Annotated in this window: 21 protein-coding genes; 17 read left to right on the forward strand and 4 right to left on the reverse strand. The window is 71.3% G+C overall.

The window, feature by feature from the left end; all coding sequences use genetic code 11:
• Positions 1 to 32: 32 nt before the first annotated feature.
• Positions 33 to 524 (reverse strand): inorganic diphosphatase, encoded by a 492-nt coding sequence (gene ppa / locus BIV04_RS09330; protein WP_043593233.1) that lies wholly within the window; start codon positions 522 to 524, stop codon positions 33 to 35.
• Positions 525 to 594: 70 nt separating this feature from the next.
• On the opposite strand from ppa, the gene tilS reads away from it, so the two are divergent.
• The 15 genes from tilS to BIV04_RS09405 all read left to right on the forward strand — a co-directional run bounded on the left by tilS (position 595) and on the right by BIV04_RS09405 (position 16,667).
• A complete protein-coding gene (gene tilS / locus BIV04_RS09335; RefSeq protein ID WP_071256017.1) occupies positions 595 to 1,587 on the forward strand; it encodes a tRNA lysidine(34) synthetase TilS in 993 nt (330 codons plus the stop codon).
• A 43-nt stretch (positions 1,588 to 1,630) separates the two neighbouring features.
• Positions 1,631 to 2,182: a hypoxanthine phosphoribosyltransferase gene (gene hpt, locus BIV04_RS09340; protein ID WP_056044086.1), complete on the forward strand. Its 552-nt coding sequence runs from the start codon at positions 1,631 to 1,633 to the stop codon at positions 2,180 to 2,182.
• Positions 2,183 to 2,307: 125 nt separating this feature from the next.
• The gene (gene ftsH, locus BIV04_RS09345; protein WP_054145023.1) at positions 2,308 to 4,299 is read left to right on the forward strand and encodes an ATP-dependent zinc metalloprotease FtsH; all 1,992 of its coding nucleotides are present in this window, start codon (positions 2,308 to 2,310) and stop codon (positions 4,297 to 4,299) included.
• A gap of 745 nt (positions 4,300 to 5,044) precedes the next feature.
• The gene (folP, locus tag BIV04_RS09350; RefSeq protein WP_071256498.1) at positions 5,045 to 5,878 is read left to right on the forward strand and encodes a dihydropteroate synthase; all 834 of its coding nucleotides are present in this window, start codon (positions 5,045 to 5,047) and stop codon (positions 5,876 to 5,878) included.
• Positions 5,875 to 6,306 (forward strand): dihydroneopterin aldolase, encoded by a 432-nt coding sequence (gene folB / locus BIV04_RS09355; RefSeq protein ID WP_255364239.1) that lies wholly within the window; start codon positions 5,875 to 5,877, stop codon positions 6,304 to 6,306. Before folP ends, folB begins: the two co-directional genes overlap by 4 nt.
• Positions 6,303 to 6,938, forward strand: a complete 636-nt coding sequence (folK, locus tag BIV04_RS09360) for a 2-amino-4-hydroxy-6-hydroxymethyldihydropteridine diphosphokinase (protein ID WP_071256019.1) — start codon at positions 6,303 to 6,305, stop codon at positions 6,936 to 6,938. The genes folB and folK overlap by 4 nt, the downstream gene beginning before the upstream one ends.
• Positions 6,935 to 7,411, forward strand: a complete 477-nt coding sequence (locus tag BIV04_RS17130) for a DUF3180 domain-containing protein (RefSeq protein WP_071256020.1) — start codon at positions 6,935 to 6,937, stop codon at positions 7,409 to 7,411. The genes folK and BIV04_RS17130 overlap by 4 nt, the downstream gene beginning before the upstream one ends.
• Positions 7,412 to 7,533: 122 nt before the next feature.
• Positions 7,534 to 8,013 (forward strand): PH domain-containing protein, encoded by a 480-nt coding sequence (locus BIV04_RS09370; RefSeq protein ID WP_071256023.1) that lies wholly within the window; start codon positions 7,534 to 7,536, stop codon positions 8,011 to 8,013.
• Positions 8,010 to 9,887, forward strand: coding sequence for a PH domain-containing protein (locus BIV04_RS09375; protein WP_071256024.1), 1,878 nt, complete (start codon positions 8,010 to 8,012; stop codon positions 9,885 to 9,887). Before BIV04_RS09370 ends, BIV04_RS09375 begins: the two co-directional genes overlap by 4 nt.
• Positions 9,884 to 10,702, forward strand: coding sequence for a Rossmann-like and DUF2520 domain-containing protein (locus tag BIV04_RS09380; protein ID WP_083396406.1), 819 nt, complete (start codon positions 9,884 to 9,886; stop codon positions 10,700 to 10,702). Before BIV04_RS09375 ends, BIV04_RS09380 begins: the two co-directional genes overlap by 4 nt.
• Positions 10,703 to 10,751: 49 nt before the next feature.
• Positions 10,752 to 12,272, forward strand: coding sequence for a lysine--tRNA ligase (gene lysS, locus BIV04_RS09385; protein ID WP_071256025.1), 1,521 nt, complete (start codon positions 10,752 to 10,754; stop codon positions 12,270 to 12,272).
• Positions 12,273 to 12,416: 144 nt separating this feature from the next.
• Entirely contained in the window at positions 12,417 to 12,671 is a 255-nt protein-coding gene (locus tag BIV04_RS09390) for a hypothetical protein (protein ID WP_071256027.1), read from the forward strand.
• A 372-nt stretch (positions 12,672 to 13,043) separates the two neighbouring features.
• Positions 13,044 to 14,066 (forward strand): sigma-70 family RNA polymerase sigma factor, encoded by a 1,023-nt coding sequence (locus BIV04_RS09395; protein ID WP_071256028.1) that lies wholly within the window; start codon positions 13,044 to 13,046, stop codon positions 14,064 to 14,066.
• A gap of 631 nt (positions 14,067 to 14,697) precedes the next feature.
• On the forward strand, positions 14,698 to 15,471 hold the full coding sequence (locus BIV04_RS09400) for a hypothetical protein (protein ID WP_143048652.1): 774 nt from the start codon (positions 14,698 to 14,700) through the stop codon (positions 15,469 to 15,471).
• Positions 15,472 to 15,815: 344 nt separating this feature from the next.
• Positions 15,816 to 16,667 (forward strand): serine protein kinase RIO, encoded by an 852-nt coding sequence (locus tag BIV04_RS09405; protein WP_143048653.1) that lies wholly within the window; start codon positions 15,816 to 15,818, stop codon positions 16,665 to 16,667.
• Positions 16,668 to 16,752: 85 nt separating this feature from the next.
• On the opposite strand, the gene BIV04_RS09410 is transcribed toward BIV04_RS09405, so the two are convergent.
• On the reverse strand, positions 16,753 to 17,751 hold the full coding sequence (locus tag BIV04_RS09410; protein ID WP_071256031.1) for an NAD(+)/NADH kinase: 999 nt from the start codon (positions 17,749 to 17,751) through the stop codon (positions 16,753 to 16,755).
• A 182-nt stretch (positions 17,752 to 17,933) separates the two neighbouring features.
• Between BIV04_RS09410 and BIV04_RS09415 the strand changes: the two genes are divergently transcribed.
• Together BIV04_RS09415 and BIV04_RS09420 are read left to right on the forward strand one after the other, a co-directional pair.
• Complete coding sequence (locus tag BIV04_RS09415; RefSeq protein ID WP_055975577.1) at positions 17,934 to 20,423, forward strand: ATP-dependent Clp protease ATP-binding subunit; 2,490 nt, start codon at positions 17,934 to 17,936, stop codon at positions 20,421 to 20,423.
• Positions 20,424 to 20,597: 174 nt separating this feature from the next.
• Entirely contained in the window at positions 20,598 to 21,185 is a 588-nt protein-coding gene (locus BIV04_RS09420; protein WP_083396325.1) for an amino-acid N-acetyltransferase, read from the forward strand.
• Between the two features lie 121 nt (positions 21,186 to 21,306).
• Here BIV04_RS09420 and BIV04_RS09425 read toward each other — a convergent pair whose 3' ends face one another.
• Entirely contained in the window at positions 21,307 to 21,795 is a 489-nt protein-coding gene (locus tag BIV04_RS09425; RefSeq protein WP_255364242.1) for a dehydrogenase, read from the reverse strand.
• A 13-nt stretch (positions 21,796 to 21,808) separates the two neighbouring features.
• Complete coding sequence (locus BIV04_RS09430; RefSeq protein ID WP_071256033.1) at positions 21,809 to 22,489, reverse strand: hypothetical protein; 681 nt, start codon at positions 22,487 to 22,489, stop codon at positions 21,809 to 21,811.
• Positions 22,490 to 23,008 lie beyond the last annotated feature (519 nt).

Consider the following 23,008-nt stretch of genomic DNA (forward strand, 5'->3'; position numbering starts at 1 on the left):
TCGGGCCCTTCGTCGTGCCGGGGTGCAGGAGGTCAGTGCCCCTCGTCGGCCAGCTTCGTGATGCCGGCCTCGACGATGGCCTCGGCCTCGGCGGCGTCGCCCCAGCCCTCGGTCTTGACCCATTTGCCGGGCTCGAGGTCCTTGTAGTGCTCGAAGAAGTGCTCGATCTCTTTGCGGAGGTACTCGGGCACGTCGGTGACGTCCTGGATGTGCTCCCAGCGCGGGTCCTTCGCGGGGACGGCGATGACCTTGGCGTCGCTGCCGCCGTCGTCGGTCATGTTGAAGACGCCGACCGGACGCACCTTGACGCCCACGCCCGGGAAGAGCGGGTAGTCGAGCAGCACGAGCACGTCGACGGGGTCGCCGTCGAGGCCCAGCGTGTTCTCGAAGAAGCCGTAGTCGGTCGGGTAGACGAACCCGGTGAACAGGACGCGGTCGAGGTAGACGCGACCGGTCTCGTGGTCGACCTCGTACTTGTTGCGGCTGCCTTTGGGGATCTCGATCACGGCGTCGTACGCGGCCATGGGTGTGCTCCTTGCGATGCGTCGTTGGGGGTCCGACCCGACGGGTCGGCGGTGTCGCTAACGTTACAAGATGCCCGACAGACCCCGCCTGACCCCCGCGACGGCCGACGTCCGACGTGCCGTGCGCGCCTCCTTGTCCGGTCACGACGAGGGTGACCTGGTGCTGGTCGCCCTGAGCGGTGGGCCGGACTCGCTCGCGCTCGCGGCGGGTCTCGCCTTCGAGGCGCCGCGTGCGCGGTTGCGCGCCGGGGCGGTCGTCGTCGACCACGACCTGCAGGGTGACTCACGCACCGTCGCGGCGCGCGCGGCCGACCAGGCGCGCGGCCTCGGGCTCGATCCCGTCGTCGTCGTGCGGGTCTCGGTGGGCACCGAGGGCGGCCCCGAGGCGGCGGCCCGCACGGCCCGCTACGAGGCGCTGTCGTCCGTCGCCGCCGAGCAGGGCGCCCGCACCGTGCTGCTCGGCCACACCCGAGACGACCAGGCCGAGACGGTGCTGCTCGGCCTCACCCGCGGCAGCGGCGCGACGAGCCTGAGCGGGATGGAGGCGCGCTCGGGCCTCTACGCCCGCCCCCTGTTGGCCGTCGGTCGCTCGACCACCGCGGCGGCGTGCACCGACGCCGGCCTCGAAGCCTGGGCCGATCCGCACAACGACGACCCCACGTTCACGCGGGTGCGACTGCGGCAGACCGTCCTGCCGATGCTCGAGCGCGAGCTGGGCCCGGGCATCACCGAGGCGCTCGCGCGCACGGCGGACGCCCTGCGCGAGGACTCCTCCGCCCTCGACCACTTCGCCGACGAACTGGCCGAAGAGCTCGCCGACCACGCCGAGGCGGGCATCTCGCTCGACGTCCGCGGGCTCGCCGCGAACCCGGCGGCCCTGCGCCAGCGGCTGATCCGGCTCGCGGTGCAGAGCGAGTTCGGCGTCTCGCTCAGCCGCGTCCAGACCCTCGAGGTCGCCCGGCTGGTGACCGACTGGCACGGGCAGGGGGCGGTGTCGCTGCCGGGCATTACAGTGGAACGCACCGGAGGCGCGCTGCACTTCTCGGCGACCGGCGCCTCCTGAGATCCCCCTCGGCACCCCACGACCCCAGGAGCACGACACCACCATGGAACTCAGCGACATCGAGGCCGACCTGACCAGCGTGCTCTACACCGAAGAGCAGATCCACGCCAAGATCGCCGAGGTCGCGCGGCAGGTCGAGGCCGACTACGCCGGCCGCGAGCCGCTGCTGGTGGGCGTGCTCAAGGGCGCCGTCATGGTCATGGCCGATTTCTCGCGCGAGCTCAAGCTGGCCTCGGCGATGGACTGGATGGCCGTCTCGTCGTACGGCTCGGGCACCAAGTCGTCGGGCGTCGTGCGCATCCTCAAAGACCTCGACAGCGACCTGCACGGCCGCGACGTCATCATCGTCGAGGACATCATCGACTCGGGCCTGACGCTGTCGTGGCTGCTCGAGAACCTGCAGAAGCGCGGGGCCGCGTCGGTCGAGATCTTCGCGCTCTTCCGCAAGCCGGCCGCCGCCAAGGTCGCGGTCGACGTCAAGTACGTCGGCTTCGAGATCCCCAACGACTTCGTCATCGGCTACGGCCTCGACTACGACGAGAAGTACCGCAACCTGCGCGGTGTCGGGGTGCTCGCCCCGCACGTCTACAGCTAGCGGTCCGTGCACCGACCGGGCGGATCAAGCCCTCGGCGAACACCCATCCAGGGCATAGCAGCCCCGATGTACCCTTTTGCTCACGTTCTTCCTGCAGAAAGGTGTCGGGCGTCGCCCGTACTGACATGGACTTCAAGAAACTCTTCCGCGGTCCGATCATCTACATCGTGATCGCGGTCATCGGCATCGGCATCGGGTGGAGCCTCATCAGCGGGGCGGGCACGACCCAGATCTCGACCCAGAAGGGCCTCGAGGCGATCCAGACCGACAAGGTCAAGTCGGCGACGATCTTCAGCAACGAGCAGCGGGTCGACCTCGTCCTCAAAGACGGCGACAAGGCCGAGCAGTTCTACTACGCGACGCCGCGTGGCTCCGAGGTCGTCGACGCCGTCAACGACGCGAACCTCGAGAACTTCGACGACACCGTCACGCAGACCAGCTGGTTCATGTCGCTGCTCAGCATCCTGCTGCCGTTCCTGATCATCGGCGTCATCTTCTGGTTCCTGCTCTCGTCCATGCAGGGCGGCGGCAGCAAGGTCATGCAGTTCGGCAAGTCCAAGGCCAAGCTGGCGTCCAAAGAGACGCCGCAGGTCATGTTCACCGACGTCGCCGGGGCCGACGAGGCGATCGAAGAGCTCGAAGAGATCAAAGAGTTCCTCAAAGAGCCGGCCAAGTTCCAGGCCGTCGGCGCCCGCATCCCCAAGGGCGTGCTGCTCTACGGCCCTCCCGGCACCGGCAAGACCCTGCTCGCCCGCGCCGTCGCCGGCGAGGCCGGCGTCCCCTTCTTCTCGATCTCGGGGTCGGACTTCGTCGAGATGTTCGTCGGCGTCGGCGCCAGCCGCGTCCGCGACCTCTTCGAGCAGGCCAAGCAGAACAGCCCGGCGATCATCTTCGTCGACGAGATCGACGCCGTCGGTCGTCACCGCGGCGCCGGCATCGGCGGCGGCAACGACGAGCGCGAGCAGACCCTCAACCAGCTGCTGGTCGAGATGGACGGCTTCGACGTCAAGACCAACGTCATCCTGATCGCCGCGACCAACCGTCCTGACGTGCTCGACCCGGCCCTGCTGCGCCCCGGCCGCTTCGACCGCCAGATCGGCGTCGACGCTCCCGGCCTCGACGGTCGCAAGCAGATCCTCGAGGTGCACGGCAAGGGCAAGCCCCTCGCCGCCTCGGTCAACCTCGAGGTGCTGGCTCGCAAGACGCCCGGCTTCACCGGTGCCGACCTGGCCAACGTCCTCAACGAGGCCGCCCTGCTGACGGCGCGCTCGAACGCGCAGCTGATCGACAACCGCGCCCTGGACGAGGCGGTCGACCGCGTCATGGCCGGCCCGCAGCGCCGCAGCCGCATCATGAACGACCACGAGAAGCTCATCACCGCGTACCACGAGGGTGGACACGCCCTCGCCGCCGCGGCGATGCGCCACACCGACCCCGTGACCAAGATCACGATCCTGCCCCGCGGTCGCGCCCTGGGCTACACGATGGTCCTCCCTCTCGAAGACAAGTACTCGGTCACCCGCAACGAGCTGCTCGACCAGCTCACGTACGCCATGGGCGGCCGTGTCGCCGAGGAGCTCGTCTTCCACGACCCGACGACCGGGGCCTCGAACGACATCGAGAAGGCCACGGCGACCGCCCGCAAGATGGTCACCGAGTACGGCATGAGCAACAAGGTCGGTTCGGTCAAGCTCGGCCAGGCGTCGGGCGAGATGATGATGGGCCGCGACGGCAGCTCGCGCGACTACTCCGAGAACATCGCCGAGACGGTCGACGCCGAGGTGCGTGTCCTGCTCGAGCAGGCGCACGACGAGGCGTGGGAGGTCATCAACGACAACCGCGACGTGCTCGACTTCCTCGCCCGTGAGCTGCTCGAGAAAGAGACCCTCGACCACGACGAGCTCGCCGAGATCTTCAAGGACGTCCGCAAGCTCCCCGAGCGTCCCCAGTGGCTCTCGAGCGACAAACGTCCGGTGTCGGACCGTCCGGCCATCCCCATGCCGACGAAGTCGCCCGTCGACGCCGAAGCCGTCGACGGGGGCGTCGACTCCGAGCCGACGACCAAGCCGGCCCGCACGCGCCCGCCTCGCACGACGCCCGGCATCGCCACGGCCTGACGCACGATCGGCCCGACCGGCTGCGCCGAGGCGCAGCCGGTCGCTAGCCTGAGGGCTCGTCCCGAGCACCGAACGGAGGTACCGCTTCGTGACCGACCCGTCCAGCGGCACCCCCGCCGCATCCGGTGACGACGTCCGCCCGACTGCGGCGGCCCGAGAGGGCCGTGGCGCACCCTCGAAGCGGCCTCGCGGTCGTGAACGCTACCCGGCCGACGTCGTGGTCGACGCGCCACCCGCCTCGGCCCGGGCGGCCGCCGGCGGGCTCGCCGCGGGCCCGATCACGCAGGGACGACTCGTCCTCGCGCAGAACGAGACCGCGGCCGTTCGACCCCCGGCCCAGTTGCCGCCCGTCACGCACACCCCGGCGACGACCCCCGCGACCAGCCTCCCCTCCGAGGCATCGGCTGCCGCGCAGCCGCCCGCCGTGGCTGCCGCCGGCCGCTCGACCACGGGCGACCTCGCCCCCGCCGAGACCGCCGAGACCGCGGCTCCCGCTCCCCGCTCGGGTCGTCGGCTGGTGGCCGGTGGCCGGTTCGAGGGGCCGCTGCACGAGCGGTCGTTCGACGACGCCGACCCCGTGCTCGAGGCCCGGCCACGACCCGAGCGGCAGCGCAGCGGTTCGCACGCGGCACCCGCGGTGCGTGATCGGGTCGCGACCGGCCCGGGGTCGCACGCCGCGCCTCCTGAACCGGTCCTCCGACGGTCGCGCGACCGGTCCAGCGCCCGGCGGCCGGGCCCGGCCGTCATGGGCGTGCTCAACGTCACGCCCGACTCGTTCAGCGACGGCGGTCGTCATCTCGACCTCGACGCCGCTCTGGCCCACGCTCGCGCCCTCGTCTCGCGGGGGGCCGACATCGTCGACGTCGGCGGGGAGTCGACCCGGCCCGGTGCCGTCCGCGTCGAGCCCGCCGACGAGCTCCGTCGGGTGCTGCCGGTCGTCCGCGAACTGGCGTCCGAAGGGGTGCGCGTCAGCATCGACACGATGAACGCCTCGACGGCAGCGGCCGCGCTCGAGGCCGGTGCCGAGATCGTCAACGACGTGTCGGGCGGTCTCGCCGACGTCGACATGGCCCGCGTCGCCGCCGAGAGCGGCCGCACCTTCGTGGTCATGCACTGGCGCGGTCGGCTCGACGGCTCCGGTCACGCACCCGCCGCCGCGGCGCGCGAGGACGACGGCGACGTCGTCGGCACCGTGGCCGACGAGCTCGCCGCGCGTGTGGACGACCTCGTGGCCCGGGGCGTGGACCCGTCGACGATCGTGCTCGACCCGGGACTCGGGTTCTCGAAGGACGCCCTGCAGAACTGGCAGCTGCTCGCCCACCTCGACGTCCTCGGACGGCTCGGACTGCCCGTGCTCGTCGCCGCGTCACGGAAGCGGTTCCTGGCCGACCTCCTGCCCGAGGGTGCGCCGCCCGTCGACCGCGACCCCGCGACCGCCGTGATCAGCGTGCTGGCGGCGCAGGCCGACGTGTGGGGCGTGCGCGTCCACGACGTCGCCAGCACCCGGGCCGCCCTCGACGTGCTGCAAGCGTGGACCGAAGCCGCCGCGGCTCCCCGACGACCGGCGAGGCACGCGTGAGCGGCGGCGAGCCCGGCCCCGTCGGCACGACCGGTCCGGCCGACGTGCCGGTCCTCCGCGCCCGCGGCCTCGACGTGCTGCGTCTCAGCGGCCTGCGGGCGACCGGCCACCACGGCGTCTTCGACCACGAGCGCCGCGACGGGCAGGAGTTCGTCGTCGACGTCGTCGTGCACCTGGACACCACGCCCGCGGCGTCCGGCGACGACCTCGGCGAGACGGTGCACTACGGCGTGCTGGCCGAAGAGCTCGTGGCCGCCGTCGAACGAGACCCGGTCGACCTGATCGAGACCCTCGCCGAGCGCCTCGCCGGCGTCGTGCTCGCACACCGAGCGGCCGTCGCCACCGAGGTGACCGTGCACAAGCCGGGGGCCCCCATCACCGTGCCGTTCGGCGACGTGTCGATCACGATCAGCCGGGAGCGAGCATGAGCGGGGCGAGCGTGAGCGGGCCGAGCGTCCGCCGGGCGGTGATCGCCCTCGGCTCGAACCTCGGCGACCGCGACACCCTGCTGCGTGACGCCGTCCGGGCCGTCGACGCGACGCCCGGCATCACGGTGGTCGCCGCGTCCGCCCCCGTGTCGTCGACCGCCGTCACGCTCGACGGCCTCGATCCGAGCAAGCCGACCTACCTCAACGCCGTGCTGCTCGCCGACGTCACGCTCGACGACGACGCCCTGCTCGACGCGCTGCAGGCGATCGAAGCCACGCACGGGCGCACCCGCGACGTCCGGTGGGGTGACCGGACACTCGACCTCGACGTCGTCGCCCTCGACGACGAGTGCATCGACACCGAGCGCCTCCAGGTGCCGCACCCCCGAGCCGCCGAACGCGCCTTCGTGCTCGAGCCCTGGCTCCAGCTGGACCCGGAGGCGCGGCTCACCGGAGCAGGGCGGGTCGCCGACCTCGCGTCGCGGCTCACCGAGCGCACGAGGCCCGTGGCGGGGGCGACCTCGCTGCTCGACCGGGCGCCCGCGTCGGACGCCTCGTCCGCCCCCGATGCCGACCTCGTTCACGACATCGCCCCCGACCTCGTCACCGACCGCAGCCCAGGAGCCCCGTGAAGCACACCCGCCCCTCCACCCTGGTCGGCCTGATCATCGTGGCCGTGGCCGCCGGCTTCGTCCTCGACTCGGTGCTGGTCGCCATGCGTCAGCCGTCGATCGTGCTGCCCGTCGCGCTCGGCCTCGTGCTGCTCGGCATCGGCGGTGTCGTCGTCTCGATGGCCGTCCCCGTGCACCGCGTGGCGACCGGGTCCAGCAAGGAGCGCGTCGACCCGTACTACGCGACGCGCGTGCTGCTGTTGGCCAAGGCGAGCAGCCTGGCCGGCGCCCTGTTCGGCGGCTTCGCCGGGGGAGTCCTGCTGTTCGTCCTCTCCCGTGGCGTGGGGGTCGCTGTAGGCTCGCTCGTGCCCGCGATCGTCGCCGTCGTCGGCGGTGCGGGACTGCTCGTGGCCGGCATCGTCGCCGAACGCATGTGCACCGTCCCGCCCGCCGACGACGAGAACGGTCAGGGCCCGGGCACGCAAGCGGTCTGACCGCCCGCAGCCCGACCGCCGTAGCACGACGAGACCGTCACTCGACGAGACCGTCGCACGACACGACCGCCACACGACATCGCTGCCGCACGACACGGACGCCGACCGGAAGAGACGCCGACATGGACCGACTCGACATCCCCGACGCGGAGTGGACCCGCGTCTCGCCCCGGTACGTCTGGCCCGAGCTGATCGGCTACCTCGTCACCGGGCTGATCGTGGCCGGTGCCACCGTGCCGCTCTGGCTGATCGGCGAGTGGTGGGGCTACGCGATCACCGCCGTCGTGGTCGTCGTCACCGTGATCGTGGCCGCCCTGACCCCGCGACGCGTCCGGGCGATCGGTTACCAGCTGCGCGAGGACGACCTGCTGCTGCGCAAGGGCATCCTGTACCTGCGGGTCGTCGCCGTGCCCTACGGGCGCATGCAGCTCATCGACATCAACCGGGGCCCGGTCGTCCGGGCGCTCGGTCTCAGCGACCTCAAGTTCGTCACCGCGGCCGCCGCGTCGGCCGTGACGATCCCGGGCGTCCCCGCCGACGAGGCCGAGCGGCTGCGCGACCGCCTGGTCGAGCTGGCCGAATCGCGGCGGGCCGGCCTGTGAGCGACCCCCGCACCGGAGCGGACGGGGGCGGGGGCCGACCCGCGCCTCCGGACGTCGCCGCCCTCACCGACGGCGAGTGGCACCGCCTGCACCCGGCCACCCCGCTGCTCAAGGGCGGCATCGCGCTGGCCGCGGTGCTCGTCATCCTGTTCAACAACGCGCGCGAGTACGTCGTCGAGCTGTTCGTGCCCGGCGGCAGGCGGGGCGACGACGGCGACCCGTTCGGCTACGTCGTCGACCAGGGCTGGCTGGGCCTGCTGCTGCTGGCCGTGGTCGTGGTCATCGCCCTGTTCGTCGGCGGGTTCTGGCTGTCGTGGCGCATGCACACCTTCCGGGTCGGCGACGACGTGGTCGAGGTGCGCAGCGGCATCGTGTTCCGCACCAACCGGCGGGCACGGCTCGACCGCATCCAGGGCATCAACATCCAGCGTCCGCTGCTCGCCCGCGTCTTCGGTGCCGCCAAGCTCGAGGTCAACCAGGCCGGGCAGGACGCCAACGTCAACCTCGCCTACCTGCGCTCGGCGTCGGCGGACGACCTGCGCCGCGAGATCCTGCGGCGAGCGGGCGGGGCGCAGCAGCCGCACGCGCCGGCGCCGAGCGCGGCCGGCGCGCCGGTCGATGCGACGGCCGACGGCACGGGCGGTGCGACCCACGCCGCCGCGGTCGCCGGGATCGCGACCCCCGCGGCTCCCGGGCACCCCGACGCCCAGGCCCCCCACCGGCAGGGCTTCGGCGGCCTCGTCGAGCAGCGCGCGAACGAGTTCCTCGCGCCCGAGCTCGACCCCGACGAGGCGCCGCCGCAGTCGGTCGTGGCCCTCTCGCCCGGCCGCCTGATCGGGTCGACCGTCCTGAGCGGTTACACGCTCTTCCTGCTGGCCGCCGTCGTGGCGATCGTGATCAGCGTGGTCACGACGGGCGAGTGGTTCCTGCTCTTCGTGCTGCTCCCGGCCGTGCTCGGGTCGGGCGGGTTCTACGTCAACCGCATCACGAAGTCGCTGCGCTACACGATCGCCGGCACGCGCGACGGGGTCCGCATCGGCTACGGCCTGTTCTCGACCTCGAACGAGACGCTGCCGCCCGGCCGCATCCACTCGGTCAAGGTCAGCCAACCGCTGCTCTGGCGCCCGTTCGGCTGGTGGGACGTCAAGATCAACCGCGCCTCGCGCTCGAGCACCAAGGGCGCCGCCGGGCAAGAGAACACGACGATCCTGCCGGTCGGCGACGAGGACGACGTCCGCCGCGTCCTCGAACTCGTCCTGCCCGAGCTGGTCGGCGTTGCCGCCGTGGGCGTCGCCACCGAGGAGGCGCGGGCCGGGTCGAGCGCGTCGGCCGACGACCCCGAGGCGGGTGCCTCCGCGACCGGCGACGCCGCGCCTCCTGCCCTCGGGTTCGCGACGCTCGGGGACGCGACGTCCACGATCGGCGAGGCCGCGCCTCCTGCCGTCCGCGACGCCGTCGAGGCGACGACCGAGCACACCCTCTCGCTCGTCGAGGGCGGGTTGAGGTCGAGCGGCACCGACGGTGGCTTCACCGTGTCGCCGCGCCGGGCCGCGGTGCTGCGCTGGTTCTCGTGGCGCCGCAACGGATTCCGGTCGGCACCGGGCGCGCTGCTGCTGCGCAAGGGCGCGATCTGGCGCCAGCTCGTCATCGTGCCGCTGCCCCGGGTGCAGAGCGTCGGCCTCGTGCAGGGGCCGCTGCGCCGGCGGTTGCGGCTCGCGACCGTGCACCTGCACACCGTCCAGGGGCCGATCGTGGCCGAGATCGGCGCGCTCGACCAGGACGACGCCCTCGGCTTCTTCACGACCGCCGGCCGCGAGGCGGTCGCCGCCGCCCATGCCGACCGCACCCACCGGTGGAGCGAGGAGACCCCGTGACCGACCCCCGCGACCCGGGCGACCCGCGCGACGACCCTCGCGGCACCCCGCGCGGCTCCGACCGTCGCAGCGGCCGCCTGGGCGTGGGCATCGTCGGTGCCGGCCGGGTGGGGCCCGTGCTGGGTGCCGCACTCGCCGCCGCGGGTCACGCGATCGTCGGCATCTCGGCCGTGTCCGAGCGCAGCCGCGACCGGGCCGAGGCGATCCTGCCGGGCGTGCCCGTGCTCACCGTGCCCGAGATCGTCGAGCGCAGCGAGCTCGTGCTGCTCGCCGTCCCCGACGACCAGCTCGCCGACCTCGTGCAGGGCCTGGCCGCGACGGGCACCTGGCAGCCCGGCCAGCTCGTCGTCCACACGTCGCCCCGTCACGGGCTCGAGGTGCTGCGGCCCGCCCTCTCGTCGGGGGCGATCCCGTTGGCGATCCACCCGGCCCTCGCCTTCACGGGCACGACCATCGACCTCGTCCGGCTGCGTGACGCCTGGTGTGCCGTCACCGCGCCCACCCCCGTGCAACCGATCGGGCAGGCGCTCGTCGTCGAGATGGGTGCCGAGCCCGTCATCGTGGCCGAGGCCGACCGGGCCCGCTACGCCGAGGCGATCGCGACGGCCACCGAGTTCTCGGCCGCGATCGTCGCGCAGTCGGTCGGACTGCTGACCGAGCTGGGCCTGCCCGAGCCCGGCCGCCTGCTGGCGCCGCTGATGCGGTCGGCCATGGACGCCGCCCTCGGCGAGGCCGGCGGCGCGGTCGGCCCCGGTACCATCGACATGGCCTCGTTCGACGACGGCCCCACCGCGTTCGGTGACCCGCGCGCCTGACCCGGCCCGCGCCTCCCGCCCCCTCCACCACCCCAGGAGCACCTGACACATGACCGCCGCGCCCGACCCGACCACCACCCCCGACGACGACGCGGCCACCGCCGCGCGCGAGGCGTCGGAGCAGAAGCAGGTGCGGCTCGACAAGCGCGCCCGCCTGCTCGAGGCCGGCGTCGAGGCGTACCCGGTAGGGGTGCCGATCACCGACACGATCGGTGCGGTCCGCGCCCGGTACGCCGAGCTCGAGACCGACAGCCGATCGGGTGACGTCGTCGGGCTCGCCGGCCGCGTCGTGCACGCCCGCAACACCGGCAAGCTCTGCTTCGCCGCGCTGCAGGCAGGTGACGGCAGCCGCATCCAGGCCATGGTCTCGCTCGCCGAGGTGGGCGAGCAGCGCCTCGCCGACTGGAAAGAGCTGGTCGACCTGGGCGACCACGTCTTCGTGAAGGGCGAGGTCATCTCGTCGCGTCGCGGTGAGCTGTCGATCATGGTCAGCGAGTGGTCGATCGCGGCCAAGGCGATCCTGCCGCTGCCGAACCTGCACTCCGAGCTCAGCGAAGAGACGCGCGTGCGCCAGCGCTACCTCGACCTGATCGTGCGCGACCAGGCTCGCACCACCGTCCGCGCCCGGGCCGCCGCGGTCTCGTCGCTGCGCCGCACCTTCGACTCGTACGAGTACCTCGAGGTCGAGACGCCCATGCTGCAGACGATGCACGGCGGCGCCGCGGCCCGACCGTTCCAGACGCACAGCAACGCGTTCGACACCGAGCTGTACCTGCGCATCGCCCCCGAGCTGTTCCTCAAGCGGGCCGTCGTCGGCGGCATCGACCGCGTCTTCGAGATCAACCGCAACTTCCGCAACGAGGGCGCCGACTCGACGCACTCGCCCGAGTTCGCGATGGTCGAGGCGTACCAGGCCTACGGCGACTACGACCAGATGGCGCGACTCACGCAAGAGCTCGTGCAGAACGCCGCCATGGCCGTCTCCGGCTCGCACCTCGTCACCCTCGCCGACGGCACCGAGTACGACCTCGGCGGCGAGTGGGCCCGCGTGCCGATGTACGAGTCGCTCAGCGAGGCCTCGGGCGTCGAGATCACGCCGTCGACCACGGTGGCCGACCTGCAGGCGCTCGCCGCCACCGTCGACCTGGTCGTGCCGCACGAGACCCACGGCAAGCTGGTCGAAGAGCTCTGGGAGCACTTCGTCAAGCCGTCGCTCGACCGCCCGACCTTCGTGGTCGACTTCCCGGTCGACACGAGCCCGCTCGTCCGCCAGCACCGCTCGAAGCCCGGCGTCGTCGAGAAGTGGGACCTCTACGTCCGCGGCTTCGAGCTCGCCACGGCGTACTCCGAGTTGGTCGACCCCGTCATCCAGCGTGAGCGCTTCGTCGAGCAGGCCGCCCTCTCGGCCCGCGGCGACGCCGAGGCCATGCGCCTCGACGACGACTTCCTCACCGCGCTCGAGCACGGCATGCCGCCGAGCGGCGGCATGGGCATGGGCATCGACCGTCTGCTGATGGCCATCACGGGCCTCGGCATCCGCGAGACGATCCTCTTCCCGCTCGTCAAGTAGCGCTCGCGGGTCGAGCTCCTGAGGGAGCTCGCGCTCGCGCGTCGGGTGCAGGAGGCGCGGTGCCGGGCGGGCACCGCGCCTCCGTCGTCTCGTCGTCGAGAGGTGCACGTGGTTTTCCCCGGGAGGGCGACGTACCCTGGTCGGGTGCCTGAGTCCCTTGCCGGAGCCATCGTCTTCTCCCTGACGCCCACCATCCTCGTGGGCCTCATCTTCTGGTTCATCGTCCGGGCACTGCTGCGCTCCGACCGCACCGAGCGGGCCGCCTACGCCAAGGTCGAGGCCGAAGAGCGCGCCAAGGCCGAGGCCGAGGAGCGCGCCGAGTCGCGTGACCTGGCCGATCGTGCCGGCCGGGCCGACGGCGCTGCCCGGGCCGATCGCACGGGCCGCACCGCGGTCTAGTCCCGCTCCTTCCCGCTGCCGGGTGCGTCGTCGACGCGCGCGTCCTCGGGTCACGGCACCGCGCCTCCCGGGCTCGCGGTGCCGTTCGTCGTACCCCGACAGATCTGCCGCCGAGTTTCCGGTGAGCAACCTGAGAATGTGTACCCCCGCCGTGCTAGCACCCACCTATACCCGTTCCGGGCTGCTGTCAAACGTCGTTCGTCTTCGTACCCCGTGGGCGTCGAAACTCTGGACGTGCGCTCCGAGAACTGCCGCAAGGGCCTGCCCCAGCTTTTGGCGGCCCGGTGCCGCACGCCAGACTTTGAGTACGCCGACGAGCTTCACGAACTAATCGACGCGACACCAGGTCAGTACTCGAGCAGGGAGAGAACGATGACGACCACTTCCGTCACCACGCGCAACACCACCACAGCGACCGACGACACCGAGGTCGAGGTCCTGTCGCAGGTCCGAGGGGCCTCCACCGACCAGGTCGGCGACTACCTCCGCCACATCGGTCGCATGCCGCTGCTCGACGCAGCCGAAGAGACCGAGATCGCCCGCCGCATCGAGGTCGGCCTGTTCGCCGGCGAGAAGCTCAAGGAGCTGCAGGCGGCCGACGCGGTCAAGAAGAACCGCACCAAGGCCCACGCCGAGATGCTCCGTGACCTCCGCTGGCTGCAGCACGACGGCGAGCGTGCGAAGGACCGCATGATCACCGCGAACCTCCGCCTCGTCGTCAGCATCGCCAAGCGCTACACGCAGCGCGGCCTGCCCTTCATGGACGTCATCCAGGAGGGCAACCTCGGGCTCGTCCGCGCCGTCGAGAAGTTCGACTACACGCAGGGCTACAAGTTCTCGACCTACGCCACCTGGTGGATCCGTCAGGCCATCGCCCGCGGCCTCGCCGACAAGGCCCGTGCCATCCGCATCCCGGTGCACACGGTCGAGCGCATCAACCGCATCTCACGTGCCGAGCGTGACCTGACCGTCGACCTGGGCCGTGCGCCCACCGTCGACGAGGTCGCCGAAGAGGTCGCCATGGAGGTCGCCGACCTCATCGAGCTCAAGTCGCGTTCGCACGAGCCGGTGTCGATCCACACCGTCGTCGGCGATGCAGAAGACAGCGAGCTGGGCGACTTCATCGAGGACGAAGAGACCCCGTCGCCCACGCAGGCCACCGAGAGCTCGCTGCTCAACCGTGACATGCACGCCCTCGTGGCGACGCTGCCCGACGACGAGGCCCGCGTGATCCGCATGCGCTTCGGCCTCGACGACGACCAGCCGATGACCCTCGACGAGATCTCGAAGCGCGTCCACTCGTCGCGTCAGGCGGTCTCGCGCGTCGAGAGCCGCGCCCGCCTCCGCATGTTCGCGAAGGCCGTCAGCCAGGACCTGCAGCTCTACCTGCAGTAGGACGTCGGCGGCTCGGCCGCCGCACCACGCACCACGCGAGGGCCGTCGCCCCGGGTACCACCCGGGCGGCGGCCCTTCGTCGCGCCCGGGCCCCTCGCCCCTCGCGCCTCGTGTCGGCCCGCCTCGCCGGTCGTGCGTGGTCTCTCGCACCGCGCCTCCTCGGCCTCGGACCCTCGAGTGGGCAGAAACTGCTCTTCCTGAGTCGGCGAGCAGCATCTCCTGCCCACTCGTCGTGGGTCGTTCGTGCCAGCCGGGGCCCAGTCCTGCCGAGTGGGCAGAAAGTGCTCTTCGGCGGGCACGGAGCAGCACCTTCTGCCCTCTCGGGCGGTGGGTCGTCTGGTCCCCAGGGCCGATGTGCTCGCTCCTGTCCCGAGGCGACGACATCAGGAGGCGCGGGCCGCGTCCCAGCGGTCAGTCTCGATGGATGCCGCGCATCGTCGTCCCCCGTCCGCTTGCCGATCACCCCTTCGCCGTTGACGAGGCTCGCCGCGCAGGTCTCGGAGTCGGGCGTCTTCGGGGTGCCGACCTCGAGGCTCCGCATCGTGGCGTCCGGCGCCTCGTCGGCCGGGGCTCCGACCCGCACGACCCGGGGTCCGCCCTGTCGGCGAGTGCCCGGGCGTTGCTTCCGGTGATGCTCGACGACTGGCGTTTCTCCCGGGTGACGGCCCTGGGCCTCTGGGGCCTCCCGGTGCCGTGGCGGGTCCAAGACGGCAGTGAACCCCTGCACGTCACCTCGACCGACGGACGGGGCCCACGTCGGCCGGGTGTCGTGACGCACCGGGCGCGATCGGCCCTCGACGTCCAGGGCGTGACGAGTGCGGGTGCGGCATCGACGGGGCCAGCTCGTCCCAGGTTGCTGATCGACGGTCTGCCGATCGACGATCCCGTCGTCGCCTGGGTGGAGAGCGGGTCTCTGGTGACGGTCGACGACCTCGTCCGTGCCGGCGATGCGCTTCTCGGAGCCTGGTCCGAGTACGACGCGGCGAGGGAGCGCACCGTCGACGAACTCCGGCGCGCGGTGGAATCTGCCCGAGGTCGACGTGGTGTGGGCCGTGTGCGCGAGGCCCTCGAGCTGGCGCGACCCGGGGTCGAGTCGCCGAAGGAGACCGAGCTCCGCCTCCTCCTGACCCGGGCGGGCCTCCCCGAACCCGAGATCAACGTCCGCACGCACGACCAGAGTGGGCGTTACCTCGGCAAGCCCGATCTCCGGTACGCGTGGTGCAAGCTCGCCGTCGAGTACGAGGGCGACGAACACCGCCGCGATCCTCGGAGGTTCCGCACCGACATCCTCCGCCGCGAGCGTTTTGCCGACGCCGGGTGGCGGACCGTCCGGTGCACGGACGACGACCTGCGCGGGCGCCAGGCCGACGAGCTCGTCGCCCGCGTCCGTCGTCGCCTCTCGTGAGGCCATCGAGTGGGTAGAAGACGATGTTCGTCGTAGCCGAAGAAGCATGTTCTGCCCACTCACGCGATCGTCGGTCGGCCCTGAGACCGGAACGACCGTCGACAGGGGAGGCGCGGGGCGGTACCGTGAGCGGACCAGGGCCACGAGGTGGCCGGGCCACGAGACACTCGTGGTCGCGAGAGACACGTCGCCACGAGCGCGACACGAGAGGGGTGATGAGCATGACTGCCGTCAACGCACACCACGCGTACCCCACTCACCCCGAGACCCTTCGCCCGTAGCGACAGCCGCGCGACGCTCATCGCGCCCGCCGGGCCGGTCTCACGCCTCCCCTGGAGCACAGCTTGACCTTCTCCGACGATTTCGTCGTACCCACCTTCTCGGCCGTCGACCCCGACCCCGACGCCGACCAGCGCTGGTCCACCTGGCCGGCCGCCACCCCCACCGAACGCGGGCCCCGGCCCTGGCCCGCCTGGGTCGTCACCTCCGCCGCGGCGATCGACACCGAGCTCGGCGTCGTCAAGAGCGGCAAGGAGGCCGACGTCCACCTGATCGACCGAGCCGTGCCGGCGGACGTCGTGTTGCGCGCCGGTGACGGAGCCCGCGCCTCCTTGCTGGCCGCGAAGCGGTACCGCGGTCCCGAGCAGAGCGACTTCCACCGCTCGTCCGAGTACCGCGAGGGTCGGCGCGTCCGCAACACCCGCGACGGCCGGGCGATGGCGCGCGGCTCGGCGCACGGTCGCCGGGTGCAGGCCGGGCTCTGGGCCGCAGCCGAGTTCGACGCGCTCTGCCGCATGCACTCGCTCGGTGTCGCCGTGCCGTACCCGGTGCAGATCAGCGGCACCGAGATCCTGATGGAGTTCGTCGGGCACGGGATCGAGGCCGCCCCCCGTCTCGCCCAGGTCAAGGACGACGGCGCCACGCTGTGGCCGTTGTTCGAGCAGGTGCACGAGATCGTGCTCGCCTTCGCCCGGGCCGGCTTCGCGCACGGGGACCTCTCGCCGTACAACCTGCTCGTCCACGACGGACGGGTCGTCGCCATCGACGTCCCCCAGCTCGTCGACGTCGCGAGCAACCCGACCGGCGTCGACCTGCTCGAACGCGACTGCCGCAACGTCTGCGCCTGGTTCGCCCGACGCGGGTTCGTGCGTGACCCCGAGCAGGTCTTCGCCGAGGCGCTGGGCGAGGTGTACTAGCCGGCGCCGGGCGGCGCGACGGGGGCAGACCGCAGGAGGTGCGGTGCGCGACCACCGCGCACCGCGCCTCCTGCGGGCGGTCGCGTCAGTGCACGGGGCTGATGCCGGTGACGGCGGTGTCGTCGTCGTGGGCGACACCGGCGATGCCGCCGGCGCGTTCGGCGCGCTCGCGGAAGCGGGCCCGGACGTCGGTCGGGACGAGCTCGAGCAGCTGGTCTTCTCGGAGCGGCAGGTCGAGCAGGCTGAGCTTGAGGCGGCCCTTGCGACCGTGCCGGTCGGCGTCGAGTCGGATCACCTGGCCCGCGTCGCGCCTCAGCACGAGGCGGATGACGCAGCCCTCGCTGACGTCGGCGACGACGCGGCCGTCGACCTCGAGCGCCGCCGAGTGCGTGCCGTCGCCGATCTCGAACCGCAGCTGCTCGCGCGGGCCGAGGACGACCGAGCGGTCGATGCCCGACATCGGCGCCACCGGGGTGACCACGACGGCGGCGATCGCGGGCGACAGGATCGGCCCGCCCGCGGCGTAGTTGTAGGCGGTCGACCCGGCGGGCGTCGCCGCGACGATCGCGTCGGCCTTGTAGTAGCCGTAGGGCGTCTCGTCGAGCACGAGGTCGGCCGAGACGACGCCCTCGCCCGGGCGGCGAGCAACCGAGGCGTCGTTGAAGGCCAGGTAGGTGTTCTCGAAGCCGGTCGTCGAGTGCGTGACCTCGAGGGCGTGGTGCGGTTCGAGCGAGAACTGCTTCTGCCCGACACGGTCGAGCGCCTCGGGCAGTTCGTGCGGCTCGACCTCGACCAGGAAACCCACGTTGCCGTAGTTGACGCCGAGCACGGGCACGGGTCGTTCGGCGACGAGCCGCATGGCGCCGAGCATCGTGCCGTCGCCGCCGAGGGCCACCACGACGGTGACGCGCTCGCGGAAGGTGCGCTCGTCGACCAGTTCGACGCCGTCGCCGACCCGGGCCGCATCGGAGGTCATGGCGACGAGGTGCGCCTGTGAGCGGGTCGTCCAACCGCGGATGATCTCGACGCTGTCGAGCACCGACTTCGTGGGGTGCGGAACGAGGCCGACCGTGAACTTGCCCATGGACGCGAGGCTAGCTGCTACCCCTGTCAGCCCGCCTGCGCACTGCTCTATGCCCCCAGCGAACAGGGGCAGATTAAGCCCCGAGGCCTGGTTACTCTCTCTGTAAACCGGTGCCGAACCCTGCGGGCGCCAGATGCACATTCGGTGGCGACAACCACCCCGCCACCTAGGGAGCAAAGAAGATGTTCGAGAGATTCACCGACCGTGCCCGTCGCGTCGTCGTCCTCGCCCAAGAAGAGGCGAAGATGCTCAACCACAACTACATCGGCACCGAGCACATCCTGCTCGGCCTGATCCACGAGGGTGAAGGCGTCGCCGCCAAGGCCCTCGAGTCGCTGGGCATCTCGCTCGACGCCGTGCGCGAGCAGGTGCAAGACATCATCGGCCAGGGCCAGCAGCAGCCGACCGGCCACATCCCCTTCACGCCTCGGGCGAAGAAGGTCCTCGAGCTGAGCCTGCGCGAGGCGCTGCAGCTCGGCCACAACTACATCGGCACCGAGCACATCCTGCTCGGCCTCATCCGCGAGGGTGAAGGCGTCGCCGCCCAGGTGCTCGTGAAGCTCGGCGCAGACCTCAACCGGGTCCGCCAGCAAGTCATCCAGCTCCTCTCCGGCTACCAGGGGAAAGAGGCGGTGGCCGTGGGCGGCGAACAGACCCAGGGCGCGCAGGGCGGCAGCCAGGTGCTCGACCAGTTCGGTCGCAACCTGACGCAGGCCGCGCGCGACAACAAGCTCGACCCGGTCATCGGGCGCGAGAAAGAGATGGAGCGGGTCATGCAGATCCTCTCCCGTCGCTCGAAGAACAACCCCGTGCTGATCGGTGAGCCCGGCGTCGGCAAGACCGCCGTCGTCGAGGGCCTGGCCCAGGCGATCGTCAAGGGCGAGGTCCCCGAGACCCTGAAGGACAAGCAGCTCTACTCGCTCGACCTCGGCTCGCTCATCGCCGGCAGCCGCTACCGCGGTGACTTCGAAGAGCGCCTGAAGAAGGTCACCAAAGAGATCCGCACGCGCGGCGACATCATCGTCTTCATCGACGAGATCCACACCCTCGTGGGTGCGGGTGCCGCCGAAGGTGCCATCGACGCCGCGTCGATCCTCAAGCCGCTGCTCGCCCGTGGCGAGCTGCAGACCATCGGTGCGACCACGCTCGACGAGTACCGCAAGCACTTCGAGAAGGACGCCGCGCTCGAGCGCCGCTTCCAGCCCGTCCAGGTCAACGAGCCCTCGTTGCCCCACGCGATCAACATCCTCAAGGGGCTGCGCGACAAGTACGAGGCCTTCCACAAGGTGTCCATCACCGACGGCGCCATCGTCGCGGCGGCGAACCTCGCCGACCGCTACGTCAGCGACCGCTTCCTGCCCGACAAGGCCATCGACCTGATCGACGAGGCCGGCGCCCGCCTGCGTCTGTCGATCCTGTCCGCACCGCCCGAGCTGCGCGAGTTCGACGAGCGCATCGCCGGCGTCCGCGGTCAGAAAGAGGGCGCGATCGAGGACCAGGACTTCGAGAAGGCCGCCTCGCTGCGCGACGAAGAGAAGAAGCTGCTCGGTGAGCGTCTCCGTCTCGAGAAGACGTGGCGTTCGGGCGAGGCCGGTGCCGGCGGTACCGTCGACGAGGGCATCATCGCCGAGGTGCTGGCCCAGGCCACGGGCATCCCGGTCTTCAAGCTCACCGAAGAAGAGACCTCGCGTCTCGTCTTCATGGAGAAGGCACTGCACCAGCGCGTCATCGGTCAGGAGCAGGCCATCGCGGCCCTCTCGAAGACCATCCGCCGCACGCGTGCCGGCCTGAAGGACCCCAAGCGTCCCTCCGGTTCGTTCATCTTCGCCGGGCCCACGGGCGTCGGCAAGACCGAGCTGGCCAAGGCGCTCGCCGAGTTCCTGTTCGACGACGAGGGCGCGCTGATCTCGCTCGACATGTCCGAATACGGCGAGAAGCACACCGTCTCGCGTCTGTTCGGTGCCCCTCCCGGGTTCGTCGGCTTCGAAGAGGGCGGGCAGCTGACCGAGAAGGTCCGCCGCAAGCCGTTCTCCGTGGTGCTGTTCGACGAGATCGAGAAGGCCCACCCCGACATCTTCAACTCGCTGTTGCAGGTGCTCGAAGAGGGTCGTCTCACCGACGGTCAGGGTCGTGTCGTCGACTTCAAGAACACGGTCATCATCATGACGACCAACCTCGGCACGAAAGACATCACGGGCGGCCCCGTGGGCTTCCAGATCGAGGGCGACACGGCGACCTCCTACGAGCGCATGCGCTCGAAGGTCACCGAAGAGCTCAAGAAGCACTTCAAGCCCGAGTTCCTGAACCGCGTCGACGAGACCATCGTGTTCCCGCAGCTCAACCAAGAAGAGCTGCTCCAGATCGTCGACCTGTTCATCAAGCGCCTGTCCGACCGTCTGCTCGACCGCGACATGACGGCCGTGCTCTCGCAGTCCGCGAAAGAGAAGCTCATCGAGATCGGGTTCGACCCGTCGCTCGGTGCGCGGCCGCTGCGTCGTGCGATCCAGCACGAGGTCGAGGACCGTCTCTCGGAGCGCATCCTGCAGGGTGAGCTCAACGCGGGCGACCACGTCCAGGTCGACTTCGTCGACGGAGAGTTCACCTTCGCCACCTCGCGTCAGCCGGGTCGCGAAGAGGTCCTCGTGGGCGACGCCCCCGAGATCGAGAGCTAGGCGCGACACCAGCACGACAGCAACACCGAAGGAGGCGCGGGTCGCCTTCGACGCCCGGGGCGGTCTTCCACGAAGGAGGCCGCCCTTCGGCTTACCCGGGGCCGGGTCGCGACCGCGTCGCTAGGCTGGGCGGCGGCCCGCGCCTCCTCGGGTCGTGGTCTTCGAGGGAGTCCCATGTCAGACGCGGCAGACGCGCGCACCGGTGCCGACGGGTTCGGCGGCGCCGACCGGCTCGGCGGTGCGGACCGACACGGCATCACGGTGCGGAACGCGGTCGTGAGCGACGTGCCGCACATCCAGCGGCTGTGCGAGCCGTTCGTGCAGAAGCGCATCCTGCTCGGCAAGGACCTCGTGACGCTGTACGGCGACGTCCAGGAGTTCCAGATCGCGGTCGGGCCCGACGGGGTGCCGATCGGCTGCGGCGCGCTGCACGTCATGTGGGACGACCTGGCCGAGGTGCGCACGCTCGCCCTCGACGCCGCGTGGATCCGCAAGGGGGTCGGCCACCGCCTCCTCGAGTCGCTCGAAGGGGCGGCCCGGAAGCTCGAGATCGGGCGGCTGTTCTGCCTGACGTTCGAGGTCGACTTCTTCGAGAAGCACGGCTACCTCAACGTGGGCGACGAGGGGCTCGTGCCGCCGGACGTCTACGGCGAGCTCGTCCGCTCGACCGACGAAGGTGTCGCGGAGTTCCTCGACCTGGCTCGGGTCAAGCCGAACACGTTGGGCAACTCGCGCATGCTGAAGGCGCTGCCCGCGGTCTGAGGTCGATCTGGGCTCGGCCGGTGGCTTTTCGCTCGCTCGATCGAGTGGGCAGAAGGTGCTGCAGGTCTCGGGTCGGGGAGCATGTTCTGCCCACTCGACCCGCGCCTCCTGGGGTCTGGCGCTAGCCGAGGGCCTTGAGGAGGTCCTCGGGGTTGGCGGCCATGGTGTGCGGGCCGGCGATGTCGAAGAAGACCTGCTCGATGACGTCGAGGTGGGCCTCGAGGAAGGCGCGCAACGAGAGCGCGTCGTAGAGCATGACCTGGCGGTCGGGGTCGTCGGGGACCATCGCGGCGTAGGTGTCGTCCGACGAGAAGAGCAACAGGATGCGCTTGTCGGTGTTCTCGCGGCCGAAGACGCGGACCTGGTCGCCTTCGTCGGGGAGGACTCCGTCGTCGGGGCCGCCGCTCGAGGGGGCGTCGGTCGGGTCGGTCGGCAGCACGAGCTTCGGCACCACGACGACGTCGTGACGCAGGGCGAAGGCGACGGCGGCGGCGTCCTGGGCGGCGAGGGCCAGCTCGAGCGACTCGGAGCGGAAGGTGCCGTTTCGGTCGGCCGGGTCGACGGGCTCGCGGGGGGCGACGGGCTCGGAGGAGGGGGTGGCTGCGTTCACGGGTGGGTCACTGTCAGTTGAGGATCATCTGGGCGGTGTCGGCGGAGGTGATGTCGCCGACCGAGACGGCGAGGCGGTAGGTCGCGCCGCCGGCGGTGACGGGTTCGCGCGAGGTCGACTCGCAGGTGTCGGCGGACGAGCGCGTGCGGTCCCAGGCGATGGGGGGAGTGCTGAGGGTCTGGCCGGCGGTGAGCGTGACGACCTGGTTGGTGCCGTTGACCTGGCAGTCCTTCGACGACCAGTACTGCTCTTCGCCGCTCGTGATGACGAGCGTCTGCTGCGCGGAGCCGAGGTCGATCGAGCAGTCCGCGCGGCCCGAGTTGGTGATCGACATCGAGATCTGCGGCAGTTCGGTCGCGGCGTAGCTCGTCTTGTCGGTGACGGGCTTCAGTTCGATGTCGCGGGTCGAGCAGGTCGCGGCGTCGGAGGCGCCCTCGGTCGAGGTGTCGGCCGGGTCGGTGGTGGCGTCGGCTGCGGGGGCGGTCTCGGTGGGGGCCGGTTCGGTGGGCGCAGGGTCGGCCGGGGGTGCGGAGGTCGTCGCTGCGGCGCCGGGTTCTGCCGAGCCGGACCCGGGACGGACGACGATCAACACGATGATGACCACGACCGCGATCAGACCGAGCGCGAGCACCGCGCGACGACGCCAGTAGACCGAGGGCGGTTGCGGCCCGACCGGGTTCTTGAACGTCGACATGGGCACAGGTTAAGGGCCGGTCAGGGGGTTGGCGGGGACCAGCGCGGCGTGTGGGCTGAGAATCCCCGTTGAGCGCGGTACAGGTGTCGGGTCGGGGCCGTGGCGGGACGTACCCCGGTGCGGGGGAAGTCGCGGCGGTTGTGGTGCTCGGGTGGTGCTCGGGTGGTCGCGAGGAGGAGGCCAAGTGGGCAGAAGGTGCTCCTCGTGTGCAGGGGAGCAGCATGTTCTCCCCACTCGCGCCCTGGTCTCGCGCGGGCCGGGCCGGCGCGTTCAACTCTGGTTGCGGAGGCGCGGGTCGAGTGGTCGCAGATCGTCCTTCGGGCGCGTCGGAAAGACGGTTCGGGACCACTCGACGGGTGGTGCTCGTGAGCGCGGGGGTGCAGGTGCTGGTGCTGGTGCGGCCGTCGAGTGGGCAGAAGGTGCTCGTCGGGTACGAGGGAGGAGCATCTTCTGCCCACTCGCTCCCGGTGTCGGCCGTGCGGGACCGTGTGGGACCGTGCGCCCGCCCGCCCGCCCGCC

Origin of the sequence: Frigoribacterium sp. MCBA15_019, from assembly GCF_001864945.1 — a bacterium.
Classification (GTDB): domain Bacteria; phylum Actinomycetota; class Actinomycetes; order Actinomycetales; family Microbacteriaceae; genus Frigoribacterium.

What these genes read in the sequence shown, in the direction of transcription:
- ppa (WP_043593233.1), bottom strand. Translation starts at nt 524, where the DNA reads ATGGCCGCGTACGACGCCGTGATCGAGATCCCCAAAGGCAGCCGCAAC.
- tilS (WP_071256017.1), top strand. Translation starts at nt 595, where the DNA reads ATGCCCGACAGACCCCGCCTGACCCCCGCGACGGCCGACGTCCGACGT.
- hpt (WP_056044086.1), top strand. Translation starts at nt 1,631, where the DNA reads ATGGAACTCAGCGACATCGAGGCCGACCTGACCAGCGTGCTCTACACC.
- ftsH (WP_054145023.1), top strand. Translation starts at nt 2,308, where the DNA reads ATGGACTTCAAGAAACTCTTCCGCGGTCCGATCATCTACATCGTGATC.
- folP (WP_071256498.1), top strand. Translation starts at nt 5,045, where the DNA reads ATGGGCGTGCTCAACGTCACGCCCGACTCGTTCAGCGACGGCGGTCGT.
- folK (WP_071256019.1), top strand. Translation starts at nt 6,303, where the DNA reads ATGAGCGGGGCGAGCGTGAGCGGGCCGAGCGTCCGCCGGGCGGTGATC.
- BIV04_RS09370 (WP_071256023.1), top strand. Translation starts at nt 7,534, where the DNA reads ATGGACCGACTCGACATCCCCGACGCGGAGTGGACCCGCGTCTCGCCC.
- lysS (WP_071256025.1), top strand. Translation starts at nt 10,752, where the DNA reads ATGACCGCCGCGCCCGACCCGACCACCACCCCCGACGACGACGCGGCC.
- BIV04_RS09395 (WP_071256028.1), top strand. Translation starts at nt 13,044, where the DNA reads ATGACGACCACTTCCGTCACCACGCGCAACACCACCACAGCGACCGAC.
- BIV04_RS09400 (WP_143048652.1), top strand. Translation starts at nt 14,698, where the DNA reads ATGCTCGACGACTGGCGTTTCTCCCGGGTGACGGCCCTGGGCCTCTGG.
- BIV04_RS09410 (WP_071256031.1), bottom strand. Translation starts at nt 17,751, where the DNA reads ATGGGCAAGTTCACGGTCGGCCTCGTTCCGCACCCCACGAAGTCGGTG.
- BIV04_RS09415 (WP_055975577.1), top strand. Translation starts at nt 17,934, where the DNA reads ATGTTCGAGAGATTCACCGACCGTGCCCGTCGCGTCGTCGTCCTCGCC.
- BIV04_RS09420 (WP_083396325.1), top strand. Translation starts at nt 20,598, where the DNA reads ATGTCAGACGCGGCAGACGCGCGCACCGGTGCCGACGGGTTCGGCGGC.
- BIV04_RS09430 (WP_071256033.1), bottom strand. Translation starts at nt 22,489, where the DNA reads ATGTCGACGTTCAAGAACCCGGTCGGGCCGCAACCGCCCTCGGTCTAC.